The sequence below is a fragment of the Aeromonas sp. QDB30 genome (assembly GCF_027707645.1).
Classification (GTDB): Bacteria; Pseudomonadota; Gammaproteobacteria; order Enterobacterales; family Aeromonadaceae; genus Aeromonas; species Aeromonas caviae.
Genome location: NZ_JAPCIY010000002.1, coordinates 12,093 through 37,168, shown reverse-complemented (window position 1 = coordinate 37,168; position 25,076 = coordinate 12,093). Strand labels below are relative to the sequence as shown.

Annotated in this window: 22 protein-coding genes; 15 read left to right on the top strand and 7 right to left on the bottom strand. The window is 61.7% G+C overall.

What is annotated here, in order from left to right; translation table 11 throughout:
• Window positions 1-49 precede the first annotated feature (49 nt).
• From murE to mutT, 15 genes are all read left to right on the top strand, one after another.
• Entirely contained in the window at window positions 50-1,534 is a 1,485-nt protein-coding gene (gene murE / locus PG896_RS00855; protein ID WP_210555973.1) for a UDP-N-acetylmuramoyl-L-alanyl-D-glutamate--2,6-diaminopimelate ligase, read from the top strand.
• On the top strand, window positions 1,531-2,886 hold the full coding sequence (murF, locus tag PG896_RS00850; protein WP_180907142.1) for a UDP-N-acetylmuramoyl-tripeptide--D-alanyl-D-alanine ligase: 1,356 nt from the start codon (window positions 1,531-1,533) through the stop codon (window positions 2,884-2,886). Before murE ends, murF begins: the two co-directional genes overlap by 4 nt.
• Window positions 2,880-3,962: a phospho-N-acetylmuramoyl-pentapeptide-transferase gene (gene mraY, locus PG896_RS00845; RefSeq protein WP_010675838.1), complete on the top strand. Its 1,083-nt coding sequence runs from the start codon at window positions 2,880-2,882 to the stop codon at window positions 3,960-3,962. Before murF ends, mraY begins: the two co-directional genes overlap by 7 nt.
• A gap of 3 nt (window positions 3,963-3,965) precedes the next feature.
• On the top strand, window positions 3,966-5,249 hold the full coding sequence (murD, locus tag PG896_RS00840; RefSeq protein ID WP_041211794.1) for a UDP-N-acetylmuramoyl-L-alanine--D-glutamate ligase: 1,284 nt from the start codon (window positions 3,966-3,968) through the stop codon (window positions 5,247-5,249).
• Window positions 5,246-6,430 carry a cell division protein FtsW gene (gene ftsW, locus PG896_RS00835; RefSeq protein WP_010675836.1) on the top strand — a complete coding sequence of 395 codons (1,185 nt, stop codon included), beginning with the start codon at window positions 5,246-5,248 and terminating at the stop codon, window positions 6,428-6,430. Before murD ends, ftsW begins: the two co-directional genes overlap by 4 nt.
• Window positions 6,427-7,494: an undecaprenyldiphospho-muramoylpentapeptide beta-N-acetylglucosaminyltransferase gene (gene murG / locus PG896_RS00830; protein ID WP_270835302.1), complete on the top strand. Its 1,068-nt coding sequence runs from the start codon at window positions 6,427-6,429 to the stop codon at window positions 7,492-7,494. The genes ftsW and murG overlap by 4 nt, the downstream gene beginning before the upstream one ends.
• 108 nt (window positions 7,495-7,602) lie before the next feature.
• The gene (gene murC / locus PG896_RS00825) at window positions 7,603-9,057 is read left to right on the top strand and encodes a UDP-N-acetylmuramate--L-alanine ligase (RefSeq protein ID WP_041211792.1); all 1,455 of its coding nucleotides are present in this window, start codon (window positions 7,603-7,605) and stop codon (window positions 9,055-9,057) included.
• A 97-nt stretch (window positions 9,058-9,154) separates the two neighbouring features.
• Window positions 9,155-9,907, top strand: coding sequence for a cell division protein FtsQ/DivIB (locus tag PG896_RS00820; protein ID WP_270835323.1), 753 nt, complete (start codon window positions 9,155-9,157; stop codon window positions 9,905-9,907).
• A complete protein-coding gene (gene ftsA, locus PG896_RS00815) occupies window positions 9,888-11,147 on the top strand; it encodes a cell division protein FtsA (protein ID WP_010675832.1) in 1,260 nt (419 codons plus the stop codon). Before PG896_RS00820 ends, ftsA begins: the two co-directional genes overlap by 20 nt.
• A gap of 39 nt (window positions 11,148-11,186) precedes the next feature.
• Entirely contained in the window at window positions 11,187-12,338 is a 1,152-nt protein-coding gene (gene ftsZ / locus PG896_RS00810; RefSeq protein WP_005305686.1) for a cell division protein FtsZ, read from the top strand.
• A 102-nt stretch (window positions 12,339-12,440) separates the two neighbouring features.
• Entirely contained in the window at window positions 12,441-13,364 is a 924-nt protein-coding gene (lpxC, locus tag PG896_RS00805; RefSeq protein ID WP_010675831.1) for a UDP-3-O-acyl-N-acetylglucosamine deacetylase, read from the top strand.
• Between the two features lie 140 nt (window positions 13,365-13,504).
• Entirely contained in the window at window positions 13,505-14,410 is a 906-nt protein-coding gene (locus PG896_RS00800) for a M23 family metallopeptidase (RefSeq protein ID WP_039040495.1), read from the top strand.
• Window positions 14,411-14,467: 57 nt separating this feature from the next.
• A complete protein-coding gene (secA, locus tag PG896_RS00795) occupies window positions 14,468-17,188 on the top strand; it encodes a preprotein translocase subunit SecA (RefSeq protein ID WP_041211791.1) in 2,721 nt (906 codons plus the stop codon).
• A 65-nt stretch (window positions 17,189-17,253) separates the two neighbouring features.
• Window positions 17,254-18,438 (top strand): tetratricopeptide repeat protein, encoded by a 1,185-nt coding sequence (locus tag PG896_RS00790; protein WP_270835301.1) that lies wholly within the window; start codon window positions 17,254-17,256, stop codon window positions 18,436-18,438.
• A gap of 8 nt (window positions 18,439-18,446) precedes the next feature.
• On the top strand, window positions 18,447-18,851 hold the full coding sequence (gene mutT / locus PG896_RS00785) for an 8-oxo-dGTP diphosphatase MutT (RefSeq protein ID WP_171864957.1): 405 nt from the start codon (window positions 18,447-18,449) through the stop codon (window positions 18,849-18,851).
• Window positions 18,852-18,906: 55 nt separating this feature from the next.
• Here the strand turns inward: mutT and yacG are convergent, their stop codons facing one another.
• From yacG to PG896_RS00750, 7 genes are all read right to left on the bottom strand, one after another.
• Entirely contained in the window at window positions 18,907-19,101 is a 195-nt protein-coding gene (gene yacG / locus PG896_RS00780; protein ID WP_039040499.1) for a DNA gyrase inhibitor YacG, read from the bottom strand.
• A 10-nt stretch (window positions 19,102-19,111) separates the two neighbouring features.
• The gene (gene zapD / locus PG896_RS00775) at window positions 19,112-19,834 is read right to left on the bottom strand and encodes a cell division protein ZapD (protein WP_270835300.1); all 723 of its coding nucleotides are present in this window, start codon (window positions 19,832-19,834) and stop codon (window positions 19,112-19,114) included.
• A gap of 37 nt (window positions 19,835-19,871) precedes the next feature.
• A complete protein-coding gene (gene coaE / locus PG896_RS00770; RefSeq protein ID WP_270835299.1) occupies window positions 19,872-20,486 on the bottom strand; it encodes a dephospho-CoA kinase in 615 nt (204 codons plus the stop codon).
• Between the two features lie 18 nt (window positions 20,487-20,504).
• Window positions 20,505-21,380: a prepilin peptidase gene (locus tag PG896_RS00765; protein WP_119197036.1), complete on the bottom strand. Its 876-nt coding sequence runs from the start codon at window positions 21,378-21,380 to the stop codon at window positions 20,505-20,507.
• Window positions 21,381-21,457: 77 nt separating this feature from the next.
• Window positions 21,458-22,699, bottom strand: coding sequence for a type II secretion system F family protein (locus PG896_RS00760; RefSeq protein ID WP_010675822.1), 1,242 nt, complete (start codon window positions 22,697-22,699; stop codon window positions 21,458-21,460).
• A gap of 127 nt (window positions 22,700-22,826) precedes the next feature.
• The gene (tapB, locus tag PG896_RS00755; protein WP_041211787.1) at window positions 22,827-24,533 is read right to left on the bottom strand and encodes a PilB family type IVa pilus assembly ATPase TapB; all 1,707 of its coding nucleotides are present in this window, start codon (window positions 24,531-24,533) and stop codon (window positions 22,827-22,829) included.
• Window positions 24,533-24,967, bottom strand: coding sequence for a pilin (locus PG896_RS00750; RefSeq protein ID WP_282598094.1), 435 nt, complete (start codon window positions 24,965-24,967; stop codon window positions 24,533-24,535). Before PG896_RS00750 ends, tapB begins: the two co-directional genes overlap by 1 nt.
• Window positions 24,968-25,076: the final 109 nt, after the last annotated feature.

The window sequence follows — 25,076 nt, the reverse complement described above, 5'->3', positions numbered from 1 at the left end:
TCCATGGCGTGTACGAGCGCCCGCATTCCCGCATTTTCGGAGGCTTCCCATGCCGCCCCGCACACTTGATCAACTGATGAGCCGCTTCGGCATCGATGCCCCGGCGCTTTCCCTCAACGATCTCCAGCTCGACAGCCGGCGGGTCGGTCCCGGCTCGCTCTTCGTGGCGATTCGTGGCCATCAGGTGGATGGCAGGCGCTTCATCGAACAGGCGGTGGCTCAGGGAGCGACCGCCGTGCTGTTTGAGGAGGACGGAGAATTCGTCCCTCCGGCGACCCAGATCCCCTGCATCGGCATGAGGGATCTTCCCGCTCGTCTCTCCGAGCTGGCCGGCCATTTCTACGGTCACCCTGCGCAAAAGTTGCAACTGGTGGGCATCACGGGCACCAACGGCAAGAGCACCACGGCCCTGCTGGTGGCCAACTGGCGCACCCTGCTGGGGGGCAAGGCCGGGGTCATGGGCACCATAGGCAACGGTCTGTTTGGCGAGCTCATCGAAGCAGAGAACACCACGGGCAGCGCGGTCCAGGTGCAGGCCAATCTGGCCGCCTTGCAGCAGCAGGGGGCCGATCTGGTGGCGATGGAGGTCTCCAGCCACGGTCTGGTGCAGCATCGCGTGGCGGCCCTGCCGTTTGCCTCGGCAGTCTTCACCAACCTGAGCCGGGATCATCTGGACTATCACGGCACCATGGAGGCCTATGCCGCCGCCAAGGAGGAGCTGCTGAAGCTGGTGGATGAGCCTTGCGCCGTCATCAACGCCGATGACCATCTGGGACGGCAATGGCTGGCGACCTATCCCGGTGCAGTGGCCTTCGGGGTTCATGGTCCGATTGAAAACCATGCCGGACGACAACTGACGGCGCAGGATCCCCACTTCCACCAACAAGGTTTTGATACGCGCATTAACTCCAGCTGGGGGAATGGTGTATTATCCGCCCCCTTGCTCGGCCGCTTCAACGTCAGCAACGTGCTGGGCGCCATGGGTGCCATGCTGGTGCTCGGCTACGACTTCGATGACCTGCTGGCGACGGCCCCCAGACTGCAACCGGTGACCGGTCGCATGGAGTGCTTCGGCGGTGGCGATGCGCCGCTCGCCGTGGTCGATTACGCCCACACCCCGGATGCGCTGGAGAAGGCATTGCAGGCCCTGCGGGTGCACTGTCACGGCCGGCTCTGGTGCCTGGTGGGATGCGGCGGCGACAGGGATCGCGGCAAGCGTCCCATGATGGCTGCCATGGCGGAGCAGCATGCGGACTGCGTGATCCTGACCGACGACAATCCCCGTACCGAGGAGCCGGCCCGGATAATGGCCGACATGGTGGCGGGTCTTCGCGATCCCGGCGCCGTGCAGATCGAGCACGACAGGACCAAGGCAATCCAGTTGGCACTGAGCCAAGCGAGCAAAGACGACATCATCCTGGTGGCCGGCAAAGGCCACGAGGATTATCAGATCATTGGAACCGACAAGCGGCACTACAGCGATAGGGAAACCGTCGCAGCCGCCTTGCACACATTAATGGAGTCATTCAAATGATGACCCTCAGGCTTGCCGACCTGGCGCAGGTGCTCGATGCCCGTCTGATCGGGGGCGACCATGAGATCACGGCGGTCAGCACCGACACCCGTACTCTGGGCGCGGGGGCGCTGTTCGTGGCCCTGCGCGGCGAGCGTTTCGACGCCCACGATTTCTGCGACCAGGCGGTTGCCGCCGGCGCCAGTGCCCTGCTGGTGGAGCGCGAATTGCCGCTGGCCATTCCACAACTGGTGGTGGGCGACACCCTCAAGGGGCTTGGGCGTCTGGGCAGGCTGGTGCGCGAGCGCATCAATCCGAAAGTGCTCGCCATCACCGGCAGCTGTGGCAAAACCACGGTGAAGGAGATGGCGACGGCCATCCTGCGTTGTGAAGGGGAGGTGCTGGCCACCGCCGGCAACTTCAACAACGAGGTGGGGGTGCCGCTGACCCTGCTGCGCCTCGAGCCGCAACACCAGTTCGCGGTGATGGAGCTGGGAGCCAACCACCCGGGCGAGATCGCCTGGACCACGTCGCTCGCCAGACCCGACGCCGCCATCATCAACAACGTCGCTGCCGCGCACCTGGAAGGCTTTGGCTCCCTGGAAGGGGTGTTCCATGCCAAGAGCGAAATCTTCGAAGGGTTAGGCGAGGGCGGCACCGCCATCGTCAATGCCGACAACGAGTTCTGGCCGAAGTGGCGTGAAAAGGGCATCCACTGCGCCTTCTCCCTTGAGGATCCGCGTCAGCCGTTCCACGCCCGCGACATCGTGCTCAACGAGCAGGGTTGTGCCGGGTTCGTGATGGTGACGCCCCAGGGAGAAGTGAATCTGACCCTGGCCATTCCGGGTCGCCACAACGTGGCCAACGCCCTGGCTGCTGCCGCCGGTACCCTGGCCCTGGGCGCATCGCTTGCGTCCGTCAAGGCGGGGCTGGAGCAGATGGCGCCGGTCAAGGGCCGTTTCTGCGTGCAACGCTGGGGTGGCCTCACTCTGGTGGATGACACCTACAACGCCAGCGTGGAGTCCGTGCTGGCGGGTATCGATGCCCTGACCGCCATGAACGGCTACAAGGTGCTGGTATTCGGTGACATGAAAGAGTTGGGTGAGGAGTCCGCCGCGCAGCATGCCCGGGTCGGACACCACGCCCGTGAGCAGGGCCTCGATGCCGTGCTGACCGTAGGGGAACAGAGTCGCCACACCGCAGATGCCGCGGCTGGCCGACATTTCGATAACAAGGCGTCGTTGTTTGAAGTGCTTGCGCAAATGATAAATACACATCAAGAAATCGCGATCTTGGTCAAGGGTGCCCGCGGCTCCCACATGGAAGATATCGTCGAGATGGTCAAGGGCCATCAGGAGTCAGCCACATGCTAGTCTGGCTGGCGGAACTGCTCACCCCGCACTTCACCTTCTTCAACGTCTTCTCCTACCTGACGTTTCGCGCCATCTTGTCGATCATCACCGGTCTGGTGGTGGCGCTCTGGATGGGGCCGCGCCTCATCCGTCGCCTGCAGATCATGAAGTTCGGCCAGGTGATCCGCAACGACGGTCCCGAATCCCACCTCAGCAAGAAGGGCACCCCGACCATGGGCGGCCTGATGATCATTGCAGCCATTTTCACTTCTGTGCTGCTCTGGTGCCGCCTCGACAACCCCTATGTCTGGCTGGTGCTGTTCGTGCTGGGGGCCTATGGCGCCATCGGTTTTGCCGATGACTATCTCAAGGTGGTGCGCAAGAACACCGATGGCCTCATCGCCCGCTGGAAGTACTTCTGGCAGTCCGCGGTCGCGCTGGGTGTGGCAGTCTTCCTCTACGCCACGGCCACCCACGATGGTCAGACCCAGCTGGTGGTCCCCTTCCTCAAGGATGTGATGCCCCAGCTCGGCCTGATGTTCATCCTGCTGACCTACTTCGTCATCGTCGGTACCTCCAACGCGGTCAACCTGACCGATGGCCTGGATGGCCTCGCCATCATGCCCACCGTGATGGTGGCGGGGGGCTTCGCCCTGATCGCCTGGGCGACCGGTAACGTCAACTTCGCGAACTACCTGCACATTCCCTACGTGCCCTACACCTCCGAACTGGTGATCGTCTGTACCGCCATCGTGGGCGCGGGCCTGGGCTTCCTCTGGTTCAACACCTACCCGGCCCAGGTCTTCATGGGGGACGTGGGTTCCCTGGCCCTGGGCGGCGCGCTCGGTACCATAGCCGTGCTGGTGCGCCAGGAGTTCCTGCTGGTGATCATGGGGGGCGTCTTCGTGATGGAGACCGTCTCGGTGATCCTGCAGGTCGGATCCTACAAACTGCGCGGCGTGCGGATCTTCCGCATGGCCCCCATCCATCACCACTATGAGAAGAAGGGCTGGCCGGAGCCGCGCGTCATCGTGCGCTTCTGGATCATCACCCTCATGCTGGTGCTGCTTGGCCTCGCCACCCTGAAGGTGAGGTAAGCCATGGTCATCATCATCGGACTCGGCAAAACCGGACTCTCCTGCGTCGATTACTTCCTCGACCGCGGCGTCACGCCGCTGGTGATGGACACCCGTGCCAACCCGCCGGGCAAGGACGAGCTTCCCCCCGAGGTGGAGCTCATCCACGGGCTGGACGCGGAGCGGCTCAAGCAGGCGCACATGATAGTGGCCAGCCCGGGCATCGCCCTGGCGACTCCGGAGTTGAAGGCCGCCGCCGAGTTCGGGGTGCGCATCGTCGGTGACATCGAACTGTTCGTGCGTGAAACCCAGACGCCCGTCATCGCCATCACCGGTTCCAACGGCAAGAGCACGGTCACCACCCTGGTGGGTGAGATGATCGCCGAGGCGGGACTCAAGGTCGGTGTGGGGGGCAATATTGGCACCCCGGCGCTGTCACTCCTCAAGCAGCCCATGGATCTCTGCGTGCTGGAGCTCTCCAGCTTCCAGCTCGAGACCACCTACAGCCTGCGGGCCGCCGCCTCCGTGGTCCTGAACCTCAGTGAAGATCATATGGATCGCTATGCCGGCATGGCGGATTACCGCGCCGCCAAGATGGAGATCCATCAGCACTCCCAGCACATCCTGATCAATCGCGACGATCCCCAGACCCTGCCCGATGTGGGTCAGGTGTGGCAGAGTTTCGGCCTCGACTGCAACGGCTACGGTCGCTGCGAGCTGGAGGGCCGTCACTGGCTGACCTTGCACGGCGAGCCGCTCCTGGCGGTGGACGAGATGAAGATAGTGGGTGCCCACAACCAGGCCAATGCCCTGGCGGCCATGGCCCTGTGCGATGCGGTGGGCATTCCCCGCGAGGCACAACTTGCCGTGCTGCGCCGCTTTGAAGGCCTGCCTCACCGTGCCCGCTTCGTGCGGGAGGTAAATGGGGTGCGCTGGATCAACGACTCCAAGGCCACCAACGTGGGGGCGACCCTGGCCGCCGTGGCCGGGGTACGTGAAGCGGTCAAGGGCCGCCTGCTGCTGCTGGCCGGTGGCCAAGGCAAGGGGCAGGACTTCGGCCCGGTGCAGGCCCTGCTCGGCAGCCAGATCGATCACATGTACTGCTTTGGCCAGGATGCCGAGGTGCTGCTGGCCTTGGGCGAACAGACCGAGCGGGTTGCCGATCTTGACGCTGCTGTCGCCAAGGCGGCGGTCGATGCCAGGCCCGGTGACTGGGTGCTGCTGGCGCCGGCCTGCGCGAGCCTGGATCAGTTCAAATCCTTTGAAGCGCGCGGCGATCGCTTCACCGAACTGGTGATGGGCTTATGAACGCCCTGCGCGTGGTTGCGGGATTCTTGCAGCGCTGGTTGCTACCGGCGCGCCCCGCCGGTCTCTACGATCGGCAGCTGGTGGTACTGGCTCTCGCCCTGATGGGCGTCGGGCTGGTGATAGTGGCGTCAGCTTCCATTCCTGAGGGGATCGCCATCAACAACGATCCCTTCATGTTCGTGAAGCGCCACGGCATGTTCCTGGTGATGGCGCTGGGTATCTCCTGGTTCGTGTTGCAGGTACCCATGGCACGCTGGCAGCACTACAACGGCCCCATGTTGTTGCTGGCCATCGTGCTGCTGGTGATGGTGTTGCTGGTGGGCCGCAGCGTCAACGGTTCGGTACGCTGGCTGCCGCTTGGCCCCTTCAACTTGCAGCCGGCTGAGTTCGGCAAGCTGGCGCTGTTCGTCTATCTGGCGGGCTATCTGGTGCGCCGCCAGAGCGAGGTGCGCGAACGCTTCATCGGTTTCATGAAACCCATGGCGGTGCTGTTCGTGGTGGCCATCCTGCTGCTGGCCCAGCCGGATCTCGGGTCAGTGGTGGTGATGTTCGTCACCTCCCTCGGGATGCTGTTCCTGGCCGGTGCCCGGCTGGTGCAGTTCATCGGTCTCATCCTGGTGGGGGTGAGCGCCGTGGTGACCCTGATCATCGCGGAGCCCTACCGGATGCGGCGGGTGACCTCTTTCCTCGACCCCTGGGCCGATCCCTTTGGCAGCGGCTATCAGCTGACCCAGTCCCTGATGGCCTTTGGTCGGGGGAGCTGGTTTGGCGAGGGGCTCGGCAACTCCATCCAGAAGATGGAGTACCTGCCGGAAGCCCACACCGACTTCGTGTTCGCCATTCTGGGCGAAGAGCTGGGCTACGTGGGGGTGCTTGGCGCACTCTTCCTGATTTTTGCGCTGGCGGTGAAGGCGCTCAAGCTGGGTCACCAGGCGCTGGTGGCCGAGCGGCTCTATGAAGGTTATCTGGCCATCGGCATCGGCATCTGGTTCAGTTTCCAGACTTTCGTCAACGTCGGTGCCGCCAGCGGCATGATGCCTACCAAGGGGCTGACCCTGCCGCTGGTCAGTTATGGCGGCTCCAGTCTCATCATCATGATGGTGGCGGTGAGCATGTTGATTCGTATCGATTTCGAGTTGCGCCAGGCGAGTGCCCAGGCGCGCGTGCGGGAGGTTGCGTGAGCAAGACGTTACTGGTGATGGCGGGTGGTACCGGGGGCCATGTGTTCCCCGGCCTGGCCGTCGCCGATCGCCTCAAGGCCCAGGGCTGGACCATCCACTGGCTCGGCACTGCCGACCGGATGGAGGCGGAGCTGGTGCCTGCCCATGGTTATCCCATCTCCTTCATCGACATCCAGGGGGTGCGTGGCAACGGCATCAAGCGTCTGCTCGCGGCGCCCTACTGTGTCATCAAATCCGTGCTGCAGGCCCGCCAGGTGCTCAAGACCATCCAGCCCGATGTGGTGCTGGGCATGGGGGGCTTCGCCTCCGGCCCGGGTGGCGTGGCCGCCTGGCTGTCCGGCATTCCGCTGCTGCTGCACGAGCAGAATGCCGCCGCCGGCCTGACCAACAAGCTGCTGGCCCGTATCGCCAGGCGGGTACTGATGGCCTTCCCCGGTGCCTTCGCCCCCAATGTCCGTACCGCCGTGGTGGGCAACCCGGTGCGCCCCGAGGTGGTGGCGCTGCCGGATCCCCAACTGCGCAGCAGCAGCGATCCTCTGCGCCTGCTTGTGGTCGGTGGCAGCCTGGGGGCCCGGGTCCTCAACGAGCAGGTGCCTCCTGCGGTTGCAGCTGCCGGTGTGCCCATCGAGGTGCGTCACCAGTGCGGCAAGGGCAACGGGGAGGCCGTGGCTGCTTCCTATGCCGGGCTGGGGGTCGAGGCCGAGGTGAGTGAATTTATCAAGGACATGGCGGATGCCTATGCCTGGGCGGACCTGGTGGTGTGCCGCGCCGGCGCATTGACCGTCTCCGAAGTGGCCGCCGCCGGTGTGGCCGCCATCTTCGTGCCCCTGCCCCATGCGGTGGACGATCACCAGACCCGCAACGCCCTGACCCTGGTCGACGGCGGTGCGGCCGAGTTCCTGCCCCAGTCCGAGCTGACGCCGGCGGCGCTGGCCGCCCGTCTCTCCTGGCTCGCCGGGCGCAGGGAAACCCTGTTGAACATGGCCCAGGCCGCGCGCCGGGTCGCCATCATCGATGCCGCCGAACGGGTTGCCGATGAGTGCAAACGGCTCGCGACAGGGTGAGTCGAACGAGATTGACGGACGGGGTGCTGGCCAAAGCCACCCACCCGCTCCTCGAATACATGTGTCACCGAATGAAAGTGGCCTGTGGCCGCGAATTGAGAAAGAACTATGACCAAGGTTGAACTGGCAAAACTGCGTACCGTTATCCCCGAAATGCGCCGCGTGCGTCGCATCCACTTCATCGGCATCGGTGGCGCCGGTATGGGCGGTATTGCGGAAGTGCTTGCCAATGAAGGGTATCAGGTGACCGGCTCGGATCTGGCCCGCAACGGGGTGACCGAACGCCTGGCCTCTTTGGGCGCACACATCTTTGTCGGTCACAGTGCCGAGCATGTGGACGGTGCCAGCGTGGTGGTGGTTTCCACCGCCATCAAGCAGGACAACCCCGAACTGCTGGCTGCCCGCGAGCTGCGTATTCCCGTGGTGCGCCGCGCCGAAATGCTGGCGGAACTGATGCGCTTCCGTCACGGTATCGCCATCGCCGGGACCCACGGCAAGACCACCACCACCAGTCTGGTGGCGAGCATCTATGCAGAGGCGGATCGCGACCCCACCTTCGTCATCGGCGGTCTGCTCAACAGCGCCGGCACCAATGCCCGCCTGGGCAGCAGCCGTTATCTGATTGCCGAGGCGGACGAGAGCGACGCCTCCTTCCTGCATCTGCAACCCATGGTCTCCATCGTGACCAACATTGAAGCGGATCACATGGATACCTATGGCGGCGATTTCTCCAGGTTGAAGGCCACCTTCATCGATTTCCTGCACAACCTGCCGTTCTACGGCCTGGCCGTGGTGTGCGTGGATGACCCCGTGATCCGCGGTATGCTGCCGGAGATCGCCCGTCCTACCCTCACCTACGGTCTGAGCGATGATGCCGATGTGCAGGTGCTGGACTTCGTGCAGACCAGCAATCGCAGCCGCTTCCGGGTGCGCCGTGCAGGGGCGGGTGAGCTGGAGGTGACTCTCAACCTGCCCGGTATCCACAACGCCCTCAACGCCGCCGCCGCCATCGCGGTGGCAACCGAAGACGGCATCGGCGACGAGGCCATCATCCAGGCACTTTCCAAGTTTGAAGGGGTGGGGCGCCGCTTCCAGCAATATGGCGAGTTTGAAACCGGCCGTGGCAAGGCCATGCTGGTGGACGATTACGGCCATCACCCGAGCGAAGTGAAGGTGACCATCAACGCCGCTCGTGCCGGCTGGCCCGAGAAGCGGCTGGTGATGGTGTTCCAGCCGCACCGCTACAGCCGGACCCGGGATCTCTACGAAGATTTCGCGGACGTGCTCTCCAAGGTGGACGTGCTGGTGATGCTGGAGGTCTATGCCGCCGGTGAGGAGCCCATCCCCGGTGCCGATGGCCGTGCCTTGTGCCGTTCCATCCGCTCCCGCGGCACCCTGGAGCCCATCTTTGTCGCAACGCCGGATGATGTGCCCGCGGTGCTGGCCGACCTGATTGGCGAGGGGGATCTGGTATTGACCCAGGGGGCGGGTAACGTCGGTGCGCTGGCCCGTCGTCTCGGCGAGATGAAATTGAGCGTGGATAGCATGAAATCCGGTGCCTGAGGGCCCAATGAGTATTTTGACCGCCAAGCCGAGGCCTATATAATGGCGAACCGGTCTGCAAGTGGCCGGCATGGCGCGTTTTACGGGGATCGATCGGGTGGAGGCAAGGGCACAAGGGCGCACCAAGGGGGGCTTCATCGCCGGGGTGGCATTTTTCATCCTGGTCATGTGGGGGTTCTACCAGACTGCGCTGGATGTTAAAGACTGGCTGACGGATGCCAGTCGGTTGCCCATGAGCGAGCTGTTGCTGCAGGGGCAACACGAATATTTGAAGGCCGATGAGTTGCGTGCTGCCGTGCTGGATGGTGCCGAACTTCGCAACTTCTTCGAGCTGGATGTGAACGAATTGCAGGCGCGTCTGAACGCTCTGCCCTGGGTGGCCCAGGTCTCGGTACGAAAGAAGTGGCCGAACAAGATAAAGGTCTATCTCACGGAACAGGATGTGGCGGCTCGCTGGAACGGCAACGGCTTCGTCAACACCAAGGGTGAGGTATTCAGTGCCCCGGACAGGGTGAAGAAGCCCCTGATGCAGTTGTCCGGGCCCGATGATCAGGCCGCCAAGGTGCTGGAAGCCAGCCATCAGTACGAAACGCTGCTGGCGGCCAAGGGATACAAGTTGCTGGGGGTGAATCTGACCCCCCGCCATGCCTGGGAACTGACCCTGGATGGCAACATTCAGCTGTTTGTGGGGCGCTCGGATATCGCGCTTCGTCTGCAGCGGTTTATCGATGCCTTTCCGGTCATCGAGCCCCGTGAGCGGGTTGCTTACGTGGATCTTCGATACGACACCGGGATGGCAGTTGGCTGGAAGAAAAGCGAAGAGAAAGTGAATGACCAACACCGCAGATAGAAATTTGATTGTCGGACTGGATATCGGCACGACCAAGGTGGCGGTACTGGTTGGCGAAGTATTGCCTGATGGCGAACTCAATGTCATCGGCATGGGCAGCCACGCTTCTCGCGGTATGGAGAAGGGCGGGGTCAATGACCTCGACTCCGTGGTCAAGTCCCTGCGCCGCGCGGTGGAAGAGGCCGAGATGATGGCAGACTGCCAGATCAGTTCTGTCTATCTGGGGCTGTCCGGCAAGCACATCGATTGCCGCAACGAGACCGGCATGGTGCCCATCTCCGACGAAGAGGTGACCCAGGAGGATGTGGACAACGTCATCCACACCGCCAAGTCGGTGCGGTTGTCTGACGAGCTCCGGGTGCTGCACGTGCTGCCCCAGGAGTTCGCCATCGACTATCAGGAAGGGATCAAGAACCCGGTCGGCCTCTCCGGCGTGCGGATGGCAGCCAAGGTGCATCTCATCACCTGCCACAACGACATGGCGCGCAACATCGAGAAGTGCGTTGAGAAGGTGGGTCTGCGGGTGGATCAGCTGATCTTCTCCGCCCTGGCCTCCAGCTACGCCGTGCTGACCGAAGACGAGAAGGAGCTTGGTGTCTGCGTGGTGGACATCGGTGGTGGCACCATGGACATGTCGCTGTTTACCGGCGGCGCCCTGCGCCACACCAAGGTGATTCCCTATGCGGGCAGCACGGTGACCAGCGACATCGCCTATGCCTTCGGCACGCCGCCGCTGGATGCGGAGGCGATCAAGGTGCGCTATGGCTGTGCCCTCGGCCGCCTGGTCAGCAAGGAAGACAATATCGAAGTGCCCAGTGTCGGCGGTCGCCCGGCGCGCAGCCTGCAACGGCAGACACTGGCGGAAGTGATTGAACCCCGTTACACCGAGTTGCTCTCCATGGTGAATGACGAGCTGGTGCGGGTGCAGAGCGAATTGAAGGCACAGGGGGTCAAGCATCAGCTGGCCGCCGGTGTGGTCTTGACCGGTGGCGCGGCCCAGATCGAAGGCATTGTGGAGTGCGCAGAGCAGATCTTCCAGAGCCAGGTCCGGGTGGGCGAGCCCATGAATATCCGGGGATTGAGTGACTACGTACAGGCACCGGTGTACTCGACTGCGGTCGGGTTGTTGCAGTACGGCCGCACCAACCAATCCACCGGCAGTAACAAGGAATATGCCGCCAAGGCAAGCGTAGGTGGGCTGGTCAAACGGGTCAGCAACTGGTTGCGTGGCGAGTTCTAAAGATTTTGCTGAGTCAGGCAAATAAAGCGGAGAGACAACATGTTTGAATTTATGGATAGCCACACTGACGAAGCCGTCATCAAGGTGATAGGTGTGGGTGGCGGCGGCGGCAACGCAGTCGAGCACATGGTTCGTCAAAACATCGAAGGTGTCGAGTTCATCACCGTGAACACCGACGCCCAGGCACTGCGCAACTCCAGTGCCAATACCACCTTGCAGATCGGCGGTGGCATCACCAAGGGTCTGGGTGCCGGGGCCAACCCGGAAGTGGGTCGTGACGCCGCCATGGAAGACAGGGAAGCGCTGCGCGAGCTGCTGACCGGTTCCGACATGGTGTTCATCGCTGCCGGCATGGGTGGTGGTACTGGTACAGGTGCTGCCCCGATCGTGGCCGAAGTGGCCCGCGAGATGGGTATCCTGACCGTTGCCGTCGTGACCAAACCGTTCTCCTTCGAAGGGAAGAAGCGGATGGGCTTCGCCGCTCACGGCATCGAAGAGCTCTCCAAGAACGTCGACTCACTGATCACCATCCCCAACGACAAGTTGCTGAAGGTGCTGGGTCGCGGCATCTCCCTGCTGGACGCCTTCAAGGCGGCCAACGACGTTCTGCTGGGTGCAGTACAGGGCATCGCCGAGCTGATCACCCGCCCGGGCCTCATCAACGTCGACTTCGCGGACGTGCGTACCGTGATGCGCGAGATGGGTACCGCCATGATGGGTACCGGCTCCGCCTCCGGTGACGACCGTGCCGAAGAAGCGGCCGAGAAGGCCATCTCCAGCCCGCTGCTGGAAGACGTGGATCTGGCCGGTGCCCGCGGCATCCTGGTCAACATCACTGCTGGCATGGACATGACCATCGAAGAGTTCGAGACCGTGGGTAACGCGGTCAAGGCCTTCGCGTCCGAGAACGCCACCGTGGTGGTGGGTACCGTAATCGACCCGGAAATGCACGACGAACTGCGCGTTACCGTAGTGGCGACCGGTATCGGTGCCGAGCGCAAGCCCGACATCACTCTGGTCAAGAACAACATGGTTCAAGAGCGTCCGGCCCGTCAGCCCCTGATCAGCGAAGCCCTGCAGTCTCGCGTGATGGAAGAGGCCCCGGCCAAGGTGGTGAACGCCGAGCCGCAAGCTCGTCGCGAACCGGATTATCTCGATATTCCTGCGTTCCTGCGCAAGCAGGCAGACTAAGCCTCTGATGGCTCTGGTTTGTTTGTTGCTTAAGGATTGTGCTAAGATGGCCCGGCAACGACCATCTGGTCAGGAATTTGAGCTGTTAAAGCGGATACGCCCATGATTAGACAAAGAACCTTGAAAACGAGTGTCCAGGCCACCGGTGTGGGCCTGCATTCGGGCCGGAAAGTCACTATGACGTTCCGTCCGGCGCCTGTTAACACAGGGATCGTTTACTTGCGTACCGATCTGAATCCTGTGGTCGCGCTGCCAGCCAACGCCGATCAGGTGCGTGATACTGTGCTTTGTACCGCTCTGGTGAACGAAGCCGGTGTTCGCGTGTCGACCATCGAACATCTGTCTGCCGCTCTGGCCGGGATGGGCATCGACAACCTCTATGTCGAGGTTGATGCCCCCGAGATCCCGGTAATGGACGGCAGTGCGCATCCGTTCATCTATCTGCTGCAGGAAGTGGGTATTCGTGAACAGAACGCGCCCAAGCAGTTCGTGCGGATCAAGCAGAGCATCCGGGTTGAAGACGGCGACAAGTGGGCGGAATTCCACCCCTATCGCAACGGCTTCAAGATGGATCTCGAGATCGATTTCCAGCATCCGGTGTTTGAAGGCCGCAACCAGCGTTGCGTGCTGGACTTCTCCGGCAGCTCCTTCGTGAAAGAGATCAGCCGTGCCCGTACCTTCGGCTTCATGCGTGATATCGAGTACCTGCGTTCCCAGAACCTGGCACTGGGCGGCAGCCTGGAAAACGCCGTGGTGCTGGATGACTACCGGGTGCTGAACGAAGATGGTCTGCGCTACGAAGACGAGTTCGTGAAGCACAAGATGCTGGATGCCATCGGCGATCTGTACATGTGCAATCGCAGTATCATCGGTGAATTCCGTGCCTACAAGACGGGCCATGCCCTGAACAACAAGCTGCTGCGTGCCCTGCTGGCCCAGCAGGAGGCCTGGGAACTGGTGACCTTCGAGGGTGAGGGCGACAAAGCGCCTATCGCTTACTACGACAACGGTCTGGTTCTGGCCTGATAGCTGTGCAACAGGACGTCGGTCATCTCTCCGCACCGACGTCCTGTCATTTGTTTATTCCATCCTTTAATACCGATTATCTCCCGGTTTTATTGCCCGTGCAGGCCTTTGGCCTCACCTGACCGAGAAGACAGATTTCTATGAGTATTACCCTGATCCTCCACGGTAAGCAGCGCCGCAGGTTGCACTTACCCAAACAACGGCTGGCCTGGGTCGGCGGTATTCTCTTCACTGTATTGGCCTTGGGGGGCGGCTGGCTCTGGCAGAGCTGGCAGCAGAAAATGGAGGCGCTGGAAGTGGCGCTGACCCTGGCGCAGCAGCAAAAATCCACGCAAGGGGCCGATGAAGCCCGCGAACAGCTTGCCATGCTGGCCGCCCAGGTGGGCACCATGCAGGGACAACTTGGTCGCCTCAACGCCCTCGGCGAGCGCCTGACCGAGAAGGCGGACCTCGATCCCGAGGAGTTCAACTTCAAGGAGCTGCCCCCGATGGGCGGCCCTTCCTACGATGCAGACCTGGAAGTCAGCCTGGGTGAACTGCAAGATTCCATGGAACACCTCAGCCGTCAGCTCAGCAGCCGCGAAGAACAGCTGTCGGTACTTGAATCCTTCATCATGAACCACCATATCACCGATGCGGGTTTCATCCCCGGCTCACCGGTCAAGCAGGAGCGTGTCTGGATCTCCTCCGGTTTCGGTGGGCGGGTCGATCCGTTCAACGGTCGCGCCAAGATGCACAAAGGGGTGGATTTCCGCGGCAGGCCCGGCACCCCCATCCTGGCGACAGGCAAGGGGATTGTCAGCTGGGCGGGGCGCCATCCGGAGTTTGGCAACATGGTGGAGATTGACCATGGCAATGGTCTGGTCACCCGCTATGCCCACAATTCCAAGTTACTGGTGGATGTGGGCACCCTGGTCGATGAGGGCCAGAAGATTGCCCTGATGGGGCGAACCGGTCGTGCAACCGGAGTTCATTTGCATTACGAAGTGTTGAAAGATGGTCGTCAGGTCAACCCCGCGCGCTTTCTGAATGCCAGACGGGGTTAGGTTTTTTCTTCAGGTTCCAGTGACGGAACGCTTATATAACCAAAACAGTTGGTACCCATGATTAGCACACTGCTCACCAAGATTATCGGCAGCCGGAATGACAGAACGCTCAAGGCTTTGCGCAAAATTGTAAAACAAATCAATGCGATGGAGCCTCAGTTCGAGGCACTGTCCGATCAGGAACTGCAGGCGAAGACCGCCGAGTACCGTCAACGTCTGGAGCAGGGCGAAACACTGGAGCAGTTGCTGCCGGAGGCGTTCGCCACCGTCCGTGAAGCCTCCCGCCGTGTGTTCGGCATGCGTCACTTCGACGTCCAGCTGATCGGCGGCATGGTGCTGAACTCCAACCGCATCGCCGAAATGAAGACAGGTGAAGGTAAAACCCTGACGGCCACCCTGCCGGCCTACCTGAACGCCCTGACCGGCCGCGGTGTGCACGTCGTGACGGTGAACGACTATCTGGCCAAGCGTGATGCGGAAGCCAACCGCCCGCTGTTCGCCTTCCTCGGCATGACGGTGGACTGCAACGTGCCCGGCATGGATGCGTCCCAGAAGCGCGATGCCTACGCTGCCGACATCACCTACGGTACCAACAACGAATTCGGTTTCGACTACCTGCGCGACAACATGGCATTCTCGCCGGAGCAGCGTGTACAGCGTCCGCTCAACTACGCGCTGGTGGATGAGGTGGACTCGGTGCTCATCGATGAAGCCCGCACCCCGCTCATCATCTCCGGTCCGGCGGAAGACAGCTCCGCCATGTACACCCAGATCAACAAGTTGATCCCCCTGCTGGTCAAGCAGGACAAGGAAGACTCCGAGGAGTACACCGGCGACGGCCACTACACGGTGGACGAAAAGAACCGCCAGGCGCTGCTGACCGAGAACGGCCAGATCTTCGTGGAAGAGCTGCTCAAGAAAGAGGGACTGCTGGCCGAGGATGACTCCCTGTTCTCCGCCACCAACATCAGCCTGCTGCATCACGTCAATGCCGGCCTGCGCGCGCACACCCTGTTCGAGCGCAACGTCGACTATATCGTCCAGAAGGACGAGATCGTCATCGTCGACGAGCACACCGGCCGCACCATGCCGGGTCGTCGCTGGTCAGACGGTCTGCACCAGGCGGTTGAGGCGAAGGAAGGGGTCAAGATCCAGAACGAGAACCAGACCCTGGCCTCCATCACCTTCCAGAACTACTTCCGTCTGTACGACAAGCTGGCGGGCATGACCGGTACTGCGGATACCGAAGCCTTTGAATTCCAGCAGATCTATGGCCTGGATACCGTGGTCATCCCGACCAACAAGCCGATGGTGCGCAAGGACATGGGCGATCTCGTCTACCTGACCGCCCAGGAGAAATACGCGGCCATCGTGCAGGACATTCGCGAGTGCGTGAAGCGCGGCCAGCCCGTGCTGGTCGGTACCGTCTCCATCGAGAACTCCGAGCTGCTCTCCGGCATCCTGACCAAGGAAAATATCCCGCACAAGGTACTGAACGCCAAGTTCCACGCCATGGAAGCGGAGATCGTCGCCCAGGCCGGCCAGACCGGCGCCGTCACCATCGCCACCAACATGGCCGGTCGTGGTACCGACATCGTGCTGGGCGGCAACTGGCAGGCGGAGATCGCCCAGCTGGAAAACCCGTCAAGCGAGCAGATTGCCGAGCTGAAAGCGGCCTGGCAGGTGCGTCATGACGAAGTACTGGCGGCCGGTGGCCTGCACATCATCGGTACCGAGCGTCACGAATCCCGCCGTATCGACAACCAGCTGCGCGGCCGTTCCGGTCGTCAGGGTGATCCGGGTTCCTCCCGCTTCTACCTCTCCATGGAAGATACCCTGATGCGGATCTTCGCCTCCGACCGCGTGACCGGCATGATGAAGAAGCTGGGCATGGAAGAGGGCGAGGCCATCGAGCATCCCTGGGTGACCAAGGCCATCGAGAATGCCCAGCGCAAGGTGGAAGGTCGCAACTTCGACATCCGTAAAAACCTGCTCGAGTTTGACGACGTGGCCAACGATCAGCGCAAGGTGGTCTACGAGCAGCGCAACGAACTGCTGGACACCAACGACATCTCCGAGACCATTCACGTCATCCGTGACGACGTCTACGGCGCCATCATCGATGAGTACATCCCGCCCCAGTCCCTGGAAGAGATGTGGGACGTGCCGGGTCTGGAAGCGCGTCTGAAGTCCGATTTCGCCCTGGATCTGCCGCTGCAGCAGTGGCTGGCGGAAGACGACAAGCTGTATGAAGAGAAGCTGCGCGAACGCATCCTGGATGAAGCCACCAAGCTCTATGCCCACAAGGAAGAGCTGGTCGGCAAGGAGGTGCTGCGCAACTTCGAGAAGGCGGTGATGCTGCAAACGCTGGATGGTCTGTGGAAGGAGCACCTGGCGGCCATGGATCACCTGCGCCAGGGCATCCATCTGCGCGGCTACGCCCAGAAGAACCCCAAGCAGGAGTACAAGCGCGAATCCTTCGATCTGTTCACCCAGATGTTGGAGACCCTCAAGCGCGACGTGGTCAGCATCCTGAGCCGGGTACAGGTGCAGGAGCGGGATGTGGAGGCGATGGAAGAGCAGCAGCGCCAGCAGGCCGAAGCCGCTCCCCGTACCTACACCCATGCCACGGCCGAAAACCAGCTGGCTGACGAGGATACGGGTGGGGCCGAGGGCCATACCACCTTCGTGCGCGACGAGCAGAAGATCGGGCGCAACGATCCCTGCCCCTGTGGTTCGGGTAAAAAATACAAGCACTGTCACGGTCAGCTGACCTGACACCCTGCCATGATGAATACACCGCCTCCGGGCGGTGTATTCATTTTCGGACCAAGGAGGGGACGATGAGCAGATTGCCGGCGGGATGGGATGGGGAGGCACATGGGCACTGGCTGCAGGAGAGACGCCAGGAGGCGATCCGTTGTGTGCTGAGCAGGCTGAACGCAGAGACGAACAAATCTGTTCCCCTGCAACTGCAGTTTGCCTATTACCTCTTTTTGTCCGGCGATCCCGCCTCGGCGGCCCAGGTGCTGACGCTGGCGTACCGGTCCGCGCCCGATAACACTGAGGTGCTGCGCAATCTCTGTGTCTGCCTCTCGCGCTCCGAACAACATGAGCGGGCCGTGATGCACCTGGTCGAACTGGTGCGGCGCGAGCCGGATGATTATCTGGTCCATGACGGGCTTTGCACTTCCCTTGCCAAGCTAGGACGCCATGAAGAAGCGGCACAAGCGGGAACCCGTGCCCTGACTCTCAAGGATGAGGCCGTCTCGCAGCCTGTCGCGGGGTGGGTGCTGCCGGCAGAGGGGCCGGATGACTGGCTCGCGGAGCAGGGGGAGAAGCAGGCAGTCATCGCCTTCTCCTTGTGGGGAGTACAGCCCCGCTATTTGCGGGGAGCGCTCGACAATGTGCTGGCCGCAGCTTACCTCTATCCGGGCTGGCGGGTGCGTTTTTATGTGGATGGCAGTGTCCCTCAGGGGTTTCTGGCCTGCCTGCAAGAACATGGCGCCGAGATAAAGGTGCAGCCCGATGGCCAATCCCAGCGTCAGCGCCTCTGCTGGCGCTTCCAGGTCGCCAATGATCCCGGAGTGGGGCGCTTTCTTGTGCGCGATGCGGACTCCGTGCTGAATCTGCGGGAGCGGCTTTCGGTCGATGACTGGCTTGCATCGGGGCGCTGGTTCCATATCATGCGTGACTGGTGGAGCCACACCGATCTGGTGCTGGCCGGCATGTGGGGCGGTGTGGCCGGTGTGCTGCCTCCCCTTGCGCCGCTGATGGCGAGCTATCAGCCCAGTACCATGGAAACACCGAACATCGACCAGTGGTTCTTGCGAGACTGTTTATGGCGCTATCTGCGCCAGAGCGCGCGGGTACACGATCGTTGTTTCACTCCGCCCGGTGCGGTGCCCTGGCCGCAGGTTGCGCCGCCGGGCAATGAGCATGTCGGGCAGGATCTCTTCAGGGCCCGGGGGGATCAGCAGGCCATTCGGCTTGCCCCCTGGATCGCCCGTTTGCCGTGTTTACGCTGAGGACAATGATGGAACAGAAGAAACGGATCTGGGTGGCGGTGGGCGTCATCGAGAACGAACGGGGCGATATCTTCATCGCCAAACGCTCAGCCGATCGCCATCAGGGGGATCGCTGGGAGTTTCCCGGTGGCAAGGTGGAGTCGGGGGAGGATCTGCTCACCGCGCTGGACAGGGAATTGTGGGAAGAGATAGGGATCCGGGTACAGGACTGCGCCCCCTTCATGGAGCTGCACCACGACTACCCCGACAAGCAGGTCTTGCTGGATATCTGGAAGGTGACCCGCTTCCACGGCGAGCCCTTTGGCAAGGAGGGGCAGGAGTGCCGCTGGGTGCCACTGGCCTCGCTGCACGAATACCGCTTCCCGGATGCCAACGGCCCCATCGTCGCGCGGTTGCAGGCCTCGCTTGCCTGAAAGGATCGATACCAACGAAAAAGGGCCTGAGGGCCCTTTTTTGATCGTGAAGTGTTTATTGCCAGGGATCGCCCTGTTCCGGGTCGGGCAGCAGATCCGGGTTGATCTCGCCCGGGATACGCTTCTGTTCATCCGCCCACTCGCCGAGGTCGATCAGCTGGCAGCGCTTGCTGCAGAAGGGGCGAAACGGGCTCTGCGGACCCCATTCGATCTCGCTCTGACAGGTCGGGCACTTTACCTTGGTCACCATGGGGCGCTCCTCAACAACAGGCGAGCTGAAAAGAGACGTCGCCGATCTGCTGTTCCGTCGTCGGCAGGAAGCGCAGGGCGAAGCGGTTCTTGTGGCCGCTCAGGGTCGGATAGCAGGGCTGGGTGCCCGCCAGACGGATGCGGATCAGTTCAGCCCCTTCGGCGGTATCCTGGAAGAAGCCGTTGGTGGCCACCTGGTCGCTGAAGTTGCCCGACTCGCGCCACAGGCGCAGCAACAGGGAGATGGCGTTCATCAGCAGGGTGATGTCACTCAGCCATTGCTGCATCTGCTGGTGGCGGGTGACGGCCGGGTTCGCCAGCCAGTGGTGCAGTTGCGGCACATCGAAGGCGCACAGACCACCCGGAATGGAGAAGCGCTGACGAATGGAGCCGAGCAGGCGATCCTCTTTCAGACGGGCGCCGGGGCGCGGGGAGTTCAGCAGGTTGCGGGAGAGCTGGGTACTCTCCTGCTGCATCCGCTGGATCTGCTCGAGATCGACGTCAGGCAGACTGGCCCAGTGGCTCAGGCGTTGGCCGAGGCGCTCCAGATCCTTGATGAGATCGGCGCGCAGGTCACCACGCTCCAGCAACTCCTGCAAATCGAACAACCCCTTGAAGAAGGCGATATGTGCCCAGGACTGGTCACTCTCCAGATTGTCGCGGATCTGGGAAAACAGGGACTCCAGACGAAGATAGGTCCGGCTTTTTTCATTGAGGGGAAAATCGTAAATCATGCCTAATCCTGGCCAGCCATAAACCGGCCTAGTGTACTCACAGTTGGTGGGCTTGTTGAGAGACAAATGCCAGATATGTCTGGTGCAGGGCGAAAATTCGCTGCCCGATGGTCTCACTCGTACCACTCTGGTTGTCCAGGACGTCGTCGGCCATCGCCAGGCGCTCGCTGCGGCTCGCCTGGGACGCCAGTATCGCCTGGGCCTGTTCCCGACTGACGCCATCGCGGCGGCAGGTACGCTTGATTTGCGTCGCTTCGTCCACATCGATCACCAGTACCCGATCGGCGAGGGAAGTGAGCCTGTTTTCCACCAGCAAGGGGACGACCAGCAGGCAGTAGGGGGAGCGGGTTGCCGCACACTGGCGCAGCATCTCGCTGCGGATGAGGGGATGGAGCAGGGCATTGAGCCACTCCTTGGCCTGTGAGTCGGTGAAGATCCGCTCTCGCAGCCGGCGGCGATCGAGCTGGCCATCGGGGGCAACGACATCCGGGCCAAAATGGGCGGCGATGGCAGCCAGAGCAGGGGTGCCGGGCTCCACTACCTCGCGGGCGATGATGTCCGCATCCACCACCTCGATGCCCAGCTCGGCAAAGCGGTTGGCAACCGTGGTCTTGCCGCTGCCGATTCCCCCTGTGATTGCGACTACATACATGGGTCAGAGATCCTTTTGCTAGAGCACGACATCAAGATACCAGCGGGTGATGCTATCGCCCCACAGCAGCGTTATCCAGCCCGCGATGGCGAGATAAGGGCCAAAGGGAATGGGTTTGCCCTGGTGGTGGTTGCGCAGCAGGATGAGACCGATGCCGATGATGGCGCCCGCCAGCGAAGAGAGCAGCAGCACGATGGGCAAGGCTTGCCATCCCAGCCAGGCTCCCAGCGCCGCCAGCAGTTTGAAGTCGCCGTAGCCCATCCCTTCCTTGCCGGTCAGCAGCTTGAAGGCCCAGTAGAGGCTCCAGAGCACCAGATAGCCCGCCATGGCGCCGACCACCGCATCGGCCAGGGGCACGAAACCGCCCGCCAGATTGAACAGCAGGCCACCCCAGAGCAGGGGCAGGGTGAGCTGATCCGGCAAGAGCATCTTGTCCAGGTCGATGAAGGTCAGTGCGACCAATGTCCAGGTGAGCAACAAAGCGGCAAGAGTGCCCCAGCCGGGGGCAAGCGCGGCTGCTACCGAGACCGACAGCAGGGCGGTGAGCAGCTCGACCAGGGGATAGCGAGCCGAAATGGGGGCGTGGCAGTTGCGGCAGCGCCCCCTGAGCCATAGCCAGCTCAGCAGGGGAATGTTCTCCAGCGCCCCTATGGGGTGGTCGCAGTGGGGGCAGCGGGAGCGAGGTACCATGAGGTTGTATCGTCCGGTTGCAGGAGGAGTCTCTTCACCGTCACCGAAATAGTCGCTGTATTCGGCATGCCAGGCCCGCTCCATCATGATGGGCAGGCGATGGATCACCACGTTCAGGAAGCTGCCCACCATCAGGGAGAAAAGGAAAATCAAGGAGAGATAGAGCCAGGGCAAGCCCTGGGCCAGTTCGATCAAAGGCACCATAGATCAATCGCTTGTGTCGGGAACGGGGATGACAGATGGCCGGGGGAAATGCACCGCCCGGCCCTCTGTCGAGGTGGTCAGTGTATCACAGAGCCCAGCTTGAAAATGGGGAGGTACATGGCTACTACCATGCCGCCGACCAGCACCCCGAGCACCACCATGATGATGGGTTCGAGCAGGCTGGTGAGGCCGTCGACCATGTCGTCCACCTCCTGTTCGAAAATGGCGGCGACCTTGGAGAGCATGTCGTCGATGGCGCCGGATTCCTCACCGATCATCACCATCTGGGTCACCATGTCGGGGAAAAGATCCACGGTGCGCATGGCGACGTTGATCTGCATGCCGGCCACCACCTCGTTGCGAATGGCCATGGTCGCAGTGCGATAGACATAGTTGCCGGATGCTCCGGCCGCCGAGACCAGGGCATCCACCAGCGGGATACCGGCGGAGAAGGTGGTGGAGAGGGTGCGGGCAAAACGGGCCATGGCCGCCTTGTGCAGTATGTTGCCCACCACGGGAATGGTGAGGATGAACTTGTCCGTGTTGTCCCTGACCTTCTGGGATTTTCGCCAGGCCCGCACATAGAGGAAGACGGCGAGAGCAGCGCCGCCAAAGATGGCGTACCACCACTCCTGCATAAAGCGGGAGATGGCGATGACGAACCGGGTAAAGGCGGGCAGCTCGGCACCGAAGCTCTTGAAGATATCCTCGAACTGGGGAATGACGAAGAGCAGCAGGATGGAGGTGACGACGATGGCCACCAGAATGACCATGGACGGATAGAACATGGCCTTCTTGATCTTGGATTTGAGGGCTTCGTTCTTCTCGCGGTAGATGGCGATACGGTCGTAGATGGTCTCCAGGGCACCGGATTGCTCCCCGGCCTCGACCAGGTCGCAATAGAGGTCGTCGAAGTGGCGAGGATGGCGGCGCAACGCCTCCGAGAGCGGGGTGCCTGTTTCCACATCGGCGGCGATCTGGCCGATGAGCTCGCGCACCGCCGCTTTCTCGTGGCCGCGAGCAATGATCTGAAGACTCTGCACCAGAGGCACGCCGGCGGAGAGCATGGTAGTGATCTGGCGGGAGATGACGGCGATGTCCATCGGCTTGATCTTGGCGCCGCCCTTGGAGAAGAGCCCCTGGCTCTGCTTGCTGACCCTGGTGACGTTGACGCCCTGCTTGCGCAGCTCGGCCTTGACGGTGGTGATGCTGTCGGCTTGCAGCTCGCCGGAGACCTTCTGTCCCTTGCGGTTGACGCCGTGCCAGCGGTAGGAGAAGACTTTTTTCGGTGCGTTGCGTTTTTGAGCTAATGTGGCCATCACTGCATCCTGCAATTGGGCGACGGTGGCCGGATGCTGCTGCCTGTCCGGCTCATCTTGGCTTGAAGAAGGTCATCGGGGTGATTACAGCGGCTTCACCCGGCGAGATGACTCGGGCACTGCGAACTCAGTTGGTGGTGATCCTGTTGATTTCGGCCAGACTGGTGACGCCAAGACGCGCTTTCTCGAGGCCGGATGTGCGCAGGGTGCGCATCCCTTCCTTTTGGGCTATTGCGGCAATCTGCAGCGAGTTGGCTCCCTGCATGATGAGTTTGGCGATGTTGTCGGACATCAGCATGATCTCATAGATGCCGACCCGGCCTCTGTAGCCTCCCGAGCACTCCTTGCATCCCACGGGCTTGAACAGCCGCAACCCGGCGGCCAGTTGCTGCTGGGTGAAGCCCAGCTCCAGCAACTCGGCTTCCGGCACCACTTCCGGCGCCTTGCAGTGATCGCAGAGTTTGCGGGCAAGGCGCTGGGCCATGATGAGGGTGACCGAAGAGGCGATGTTGAAGGCCGGCACCCCCATGTTCATCATCCGGGTAAGCGTTTCTGCCGCCGAGTTGGTGTGCAGGGTGGAGAGCACCAGGTGACCGGTCTGGGCGGCCTTGATGGCGATCTCGGCGGTTTCCAGATCCCGTATCTCCCCTACCATAACGATGTCGGGATCTTGGCGCAGGAAGGAGCGCAGGGCGCTGGCGAAGGTGAGCCCTGCTTTGGGATTGATCTGCACCTGGTTGACGCCGGGCAGGTTGATCTCGACCGGATCTTCGGCGGTGGAGATATTGACCTCGCTGGTGTTGAGGATGTTGAGGCCGGTATAGAGTGACACCGTCTTGCCTGACCCCGTCGGGCCGGTCACCAGGATCATGCCCTGAGGTTTGGAGAGGGCGTGCAGGTATTGCGTCTTCTGCCGGTCGTCAAAGCCGAGCTGATCGATATTGAGCCGGGCGGCCGAGGAGTCCAGCAACCGGATCACGATCTTTTCGCCCCACATGGTGGGCAGGGTGTTGACCCGCATGTCCATGGATCTGTTGCGTGAGATCTTGAGCTTGATCCGGCCATCCTGGGGCAGGCGCCGTTCGGCAATGTCGAGCCGCGCCATCACCTTGAGGCGAGCCGCGAAGCGGTTGGCCAGGTTGACCGGCGGCGTGGCGACTTCGTGCAGTATGCCGTCTACCCGAAAGCGGATCCGGTACTTGGTCTCGTAGGGTTCGAAATGCAGGTCGGAGGCCCCGCGCTTGATGGCATCCATCATGATCTTGTGGATGTATTTGACGATGGGGGCGTCATCGTCCGCGGTGTTGACGCTCTCGTCGAGGCGGGAACTCTCGTCGGAGACCTCGAGTTCGGAGATCTCGGCCTCGTCGATATGATCCATGCCCAGGGTATCCTGCTCGCTCTCCATCAGCTTGCCGATGGCGGCGGTCAGCTTGCTCTCTTCAACCAGCAGGGCTTCTGTATGCAGGCCGAAGCTGAAGCCAAAATCTTCCAGAGCCGACACATTGGTCGGGTCCGACATGGCGATATAGAGGGTGTGGCCTTGCGTGTAGATAGGCAGCACATGGTGCTTTTCAATCAGCTTCTGATTGAGGTACTTCTGTGGGATCTCGGCCAAGTCGAAGGCGGCAAGATCCAGCAGAGGTACCCCATATTCCAGCTCGCAGAAATCGGCGAGGGCTTTGCTGTCGAGGATGTCGTTTTCAATCAGGAAGGTGACAAAGGGCTTGCGCTGCGCCCTGGCCTGGCTCAGATAGCGCTGTGAGTCTGGCTCACTGAGGAGGGAAGAAGCGGCCAGGCTGGTGGCCAGGCCGCTATTGAGGCTAGAGGTCATTAGTTAGGGCAGTAATCAGTCTGAGCGGTAGCGCCTTTTTCGCACTTTCCTGCCCAAAGAACGACACCACCACTTACTGTCCCCTCGAGGATATATTCGTCATCATCAGCTAAAGGAGATAACACAGTGCCATCCTTTGGATCTGCCTGAATTGTATATTGAGGGGCGCTAGCTGAACTGGTTGCTGTGAGCGTAACGTTACCAACTGCACCTGATGGGCTAGCGAAACCATTACAGCCAGTCCCTGCTTGAGTACATATTTCTGCAGAGGTTTTTAGTGATCCCGTTGCGGCTACTAGCTCGGTCATTTTGGCTTTTTTGGTATAGGTCTGATAGGCCGGCATTGCAATGGCTGCCAGGATGGCGACGATCGCGACCACTATCATCAATTCAATAAGGGTAAAGCCCGACTGTTTCTTCATGTCTCTGTTCATGTCAAATATCCTTTTTTCCATGGTTCCTGAGAAGTGCCGGTGGAAATCTATCCACACTCCAGCATCTTATCCGAGCGCTTCGGGTTGGCAACAGAGGCGGGGACCTTGT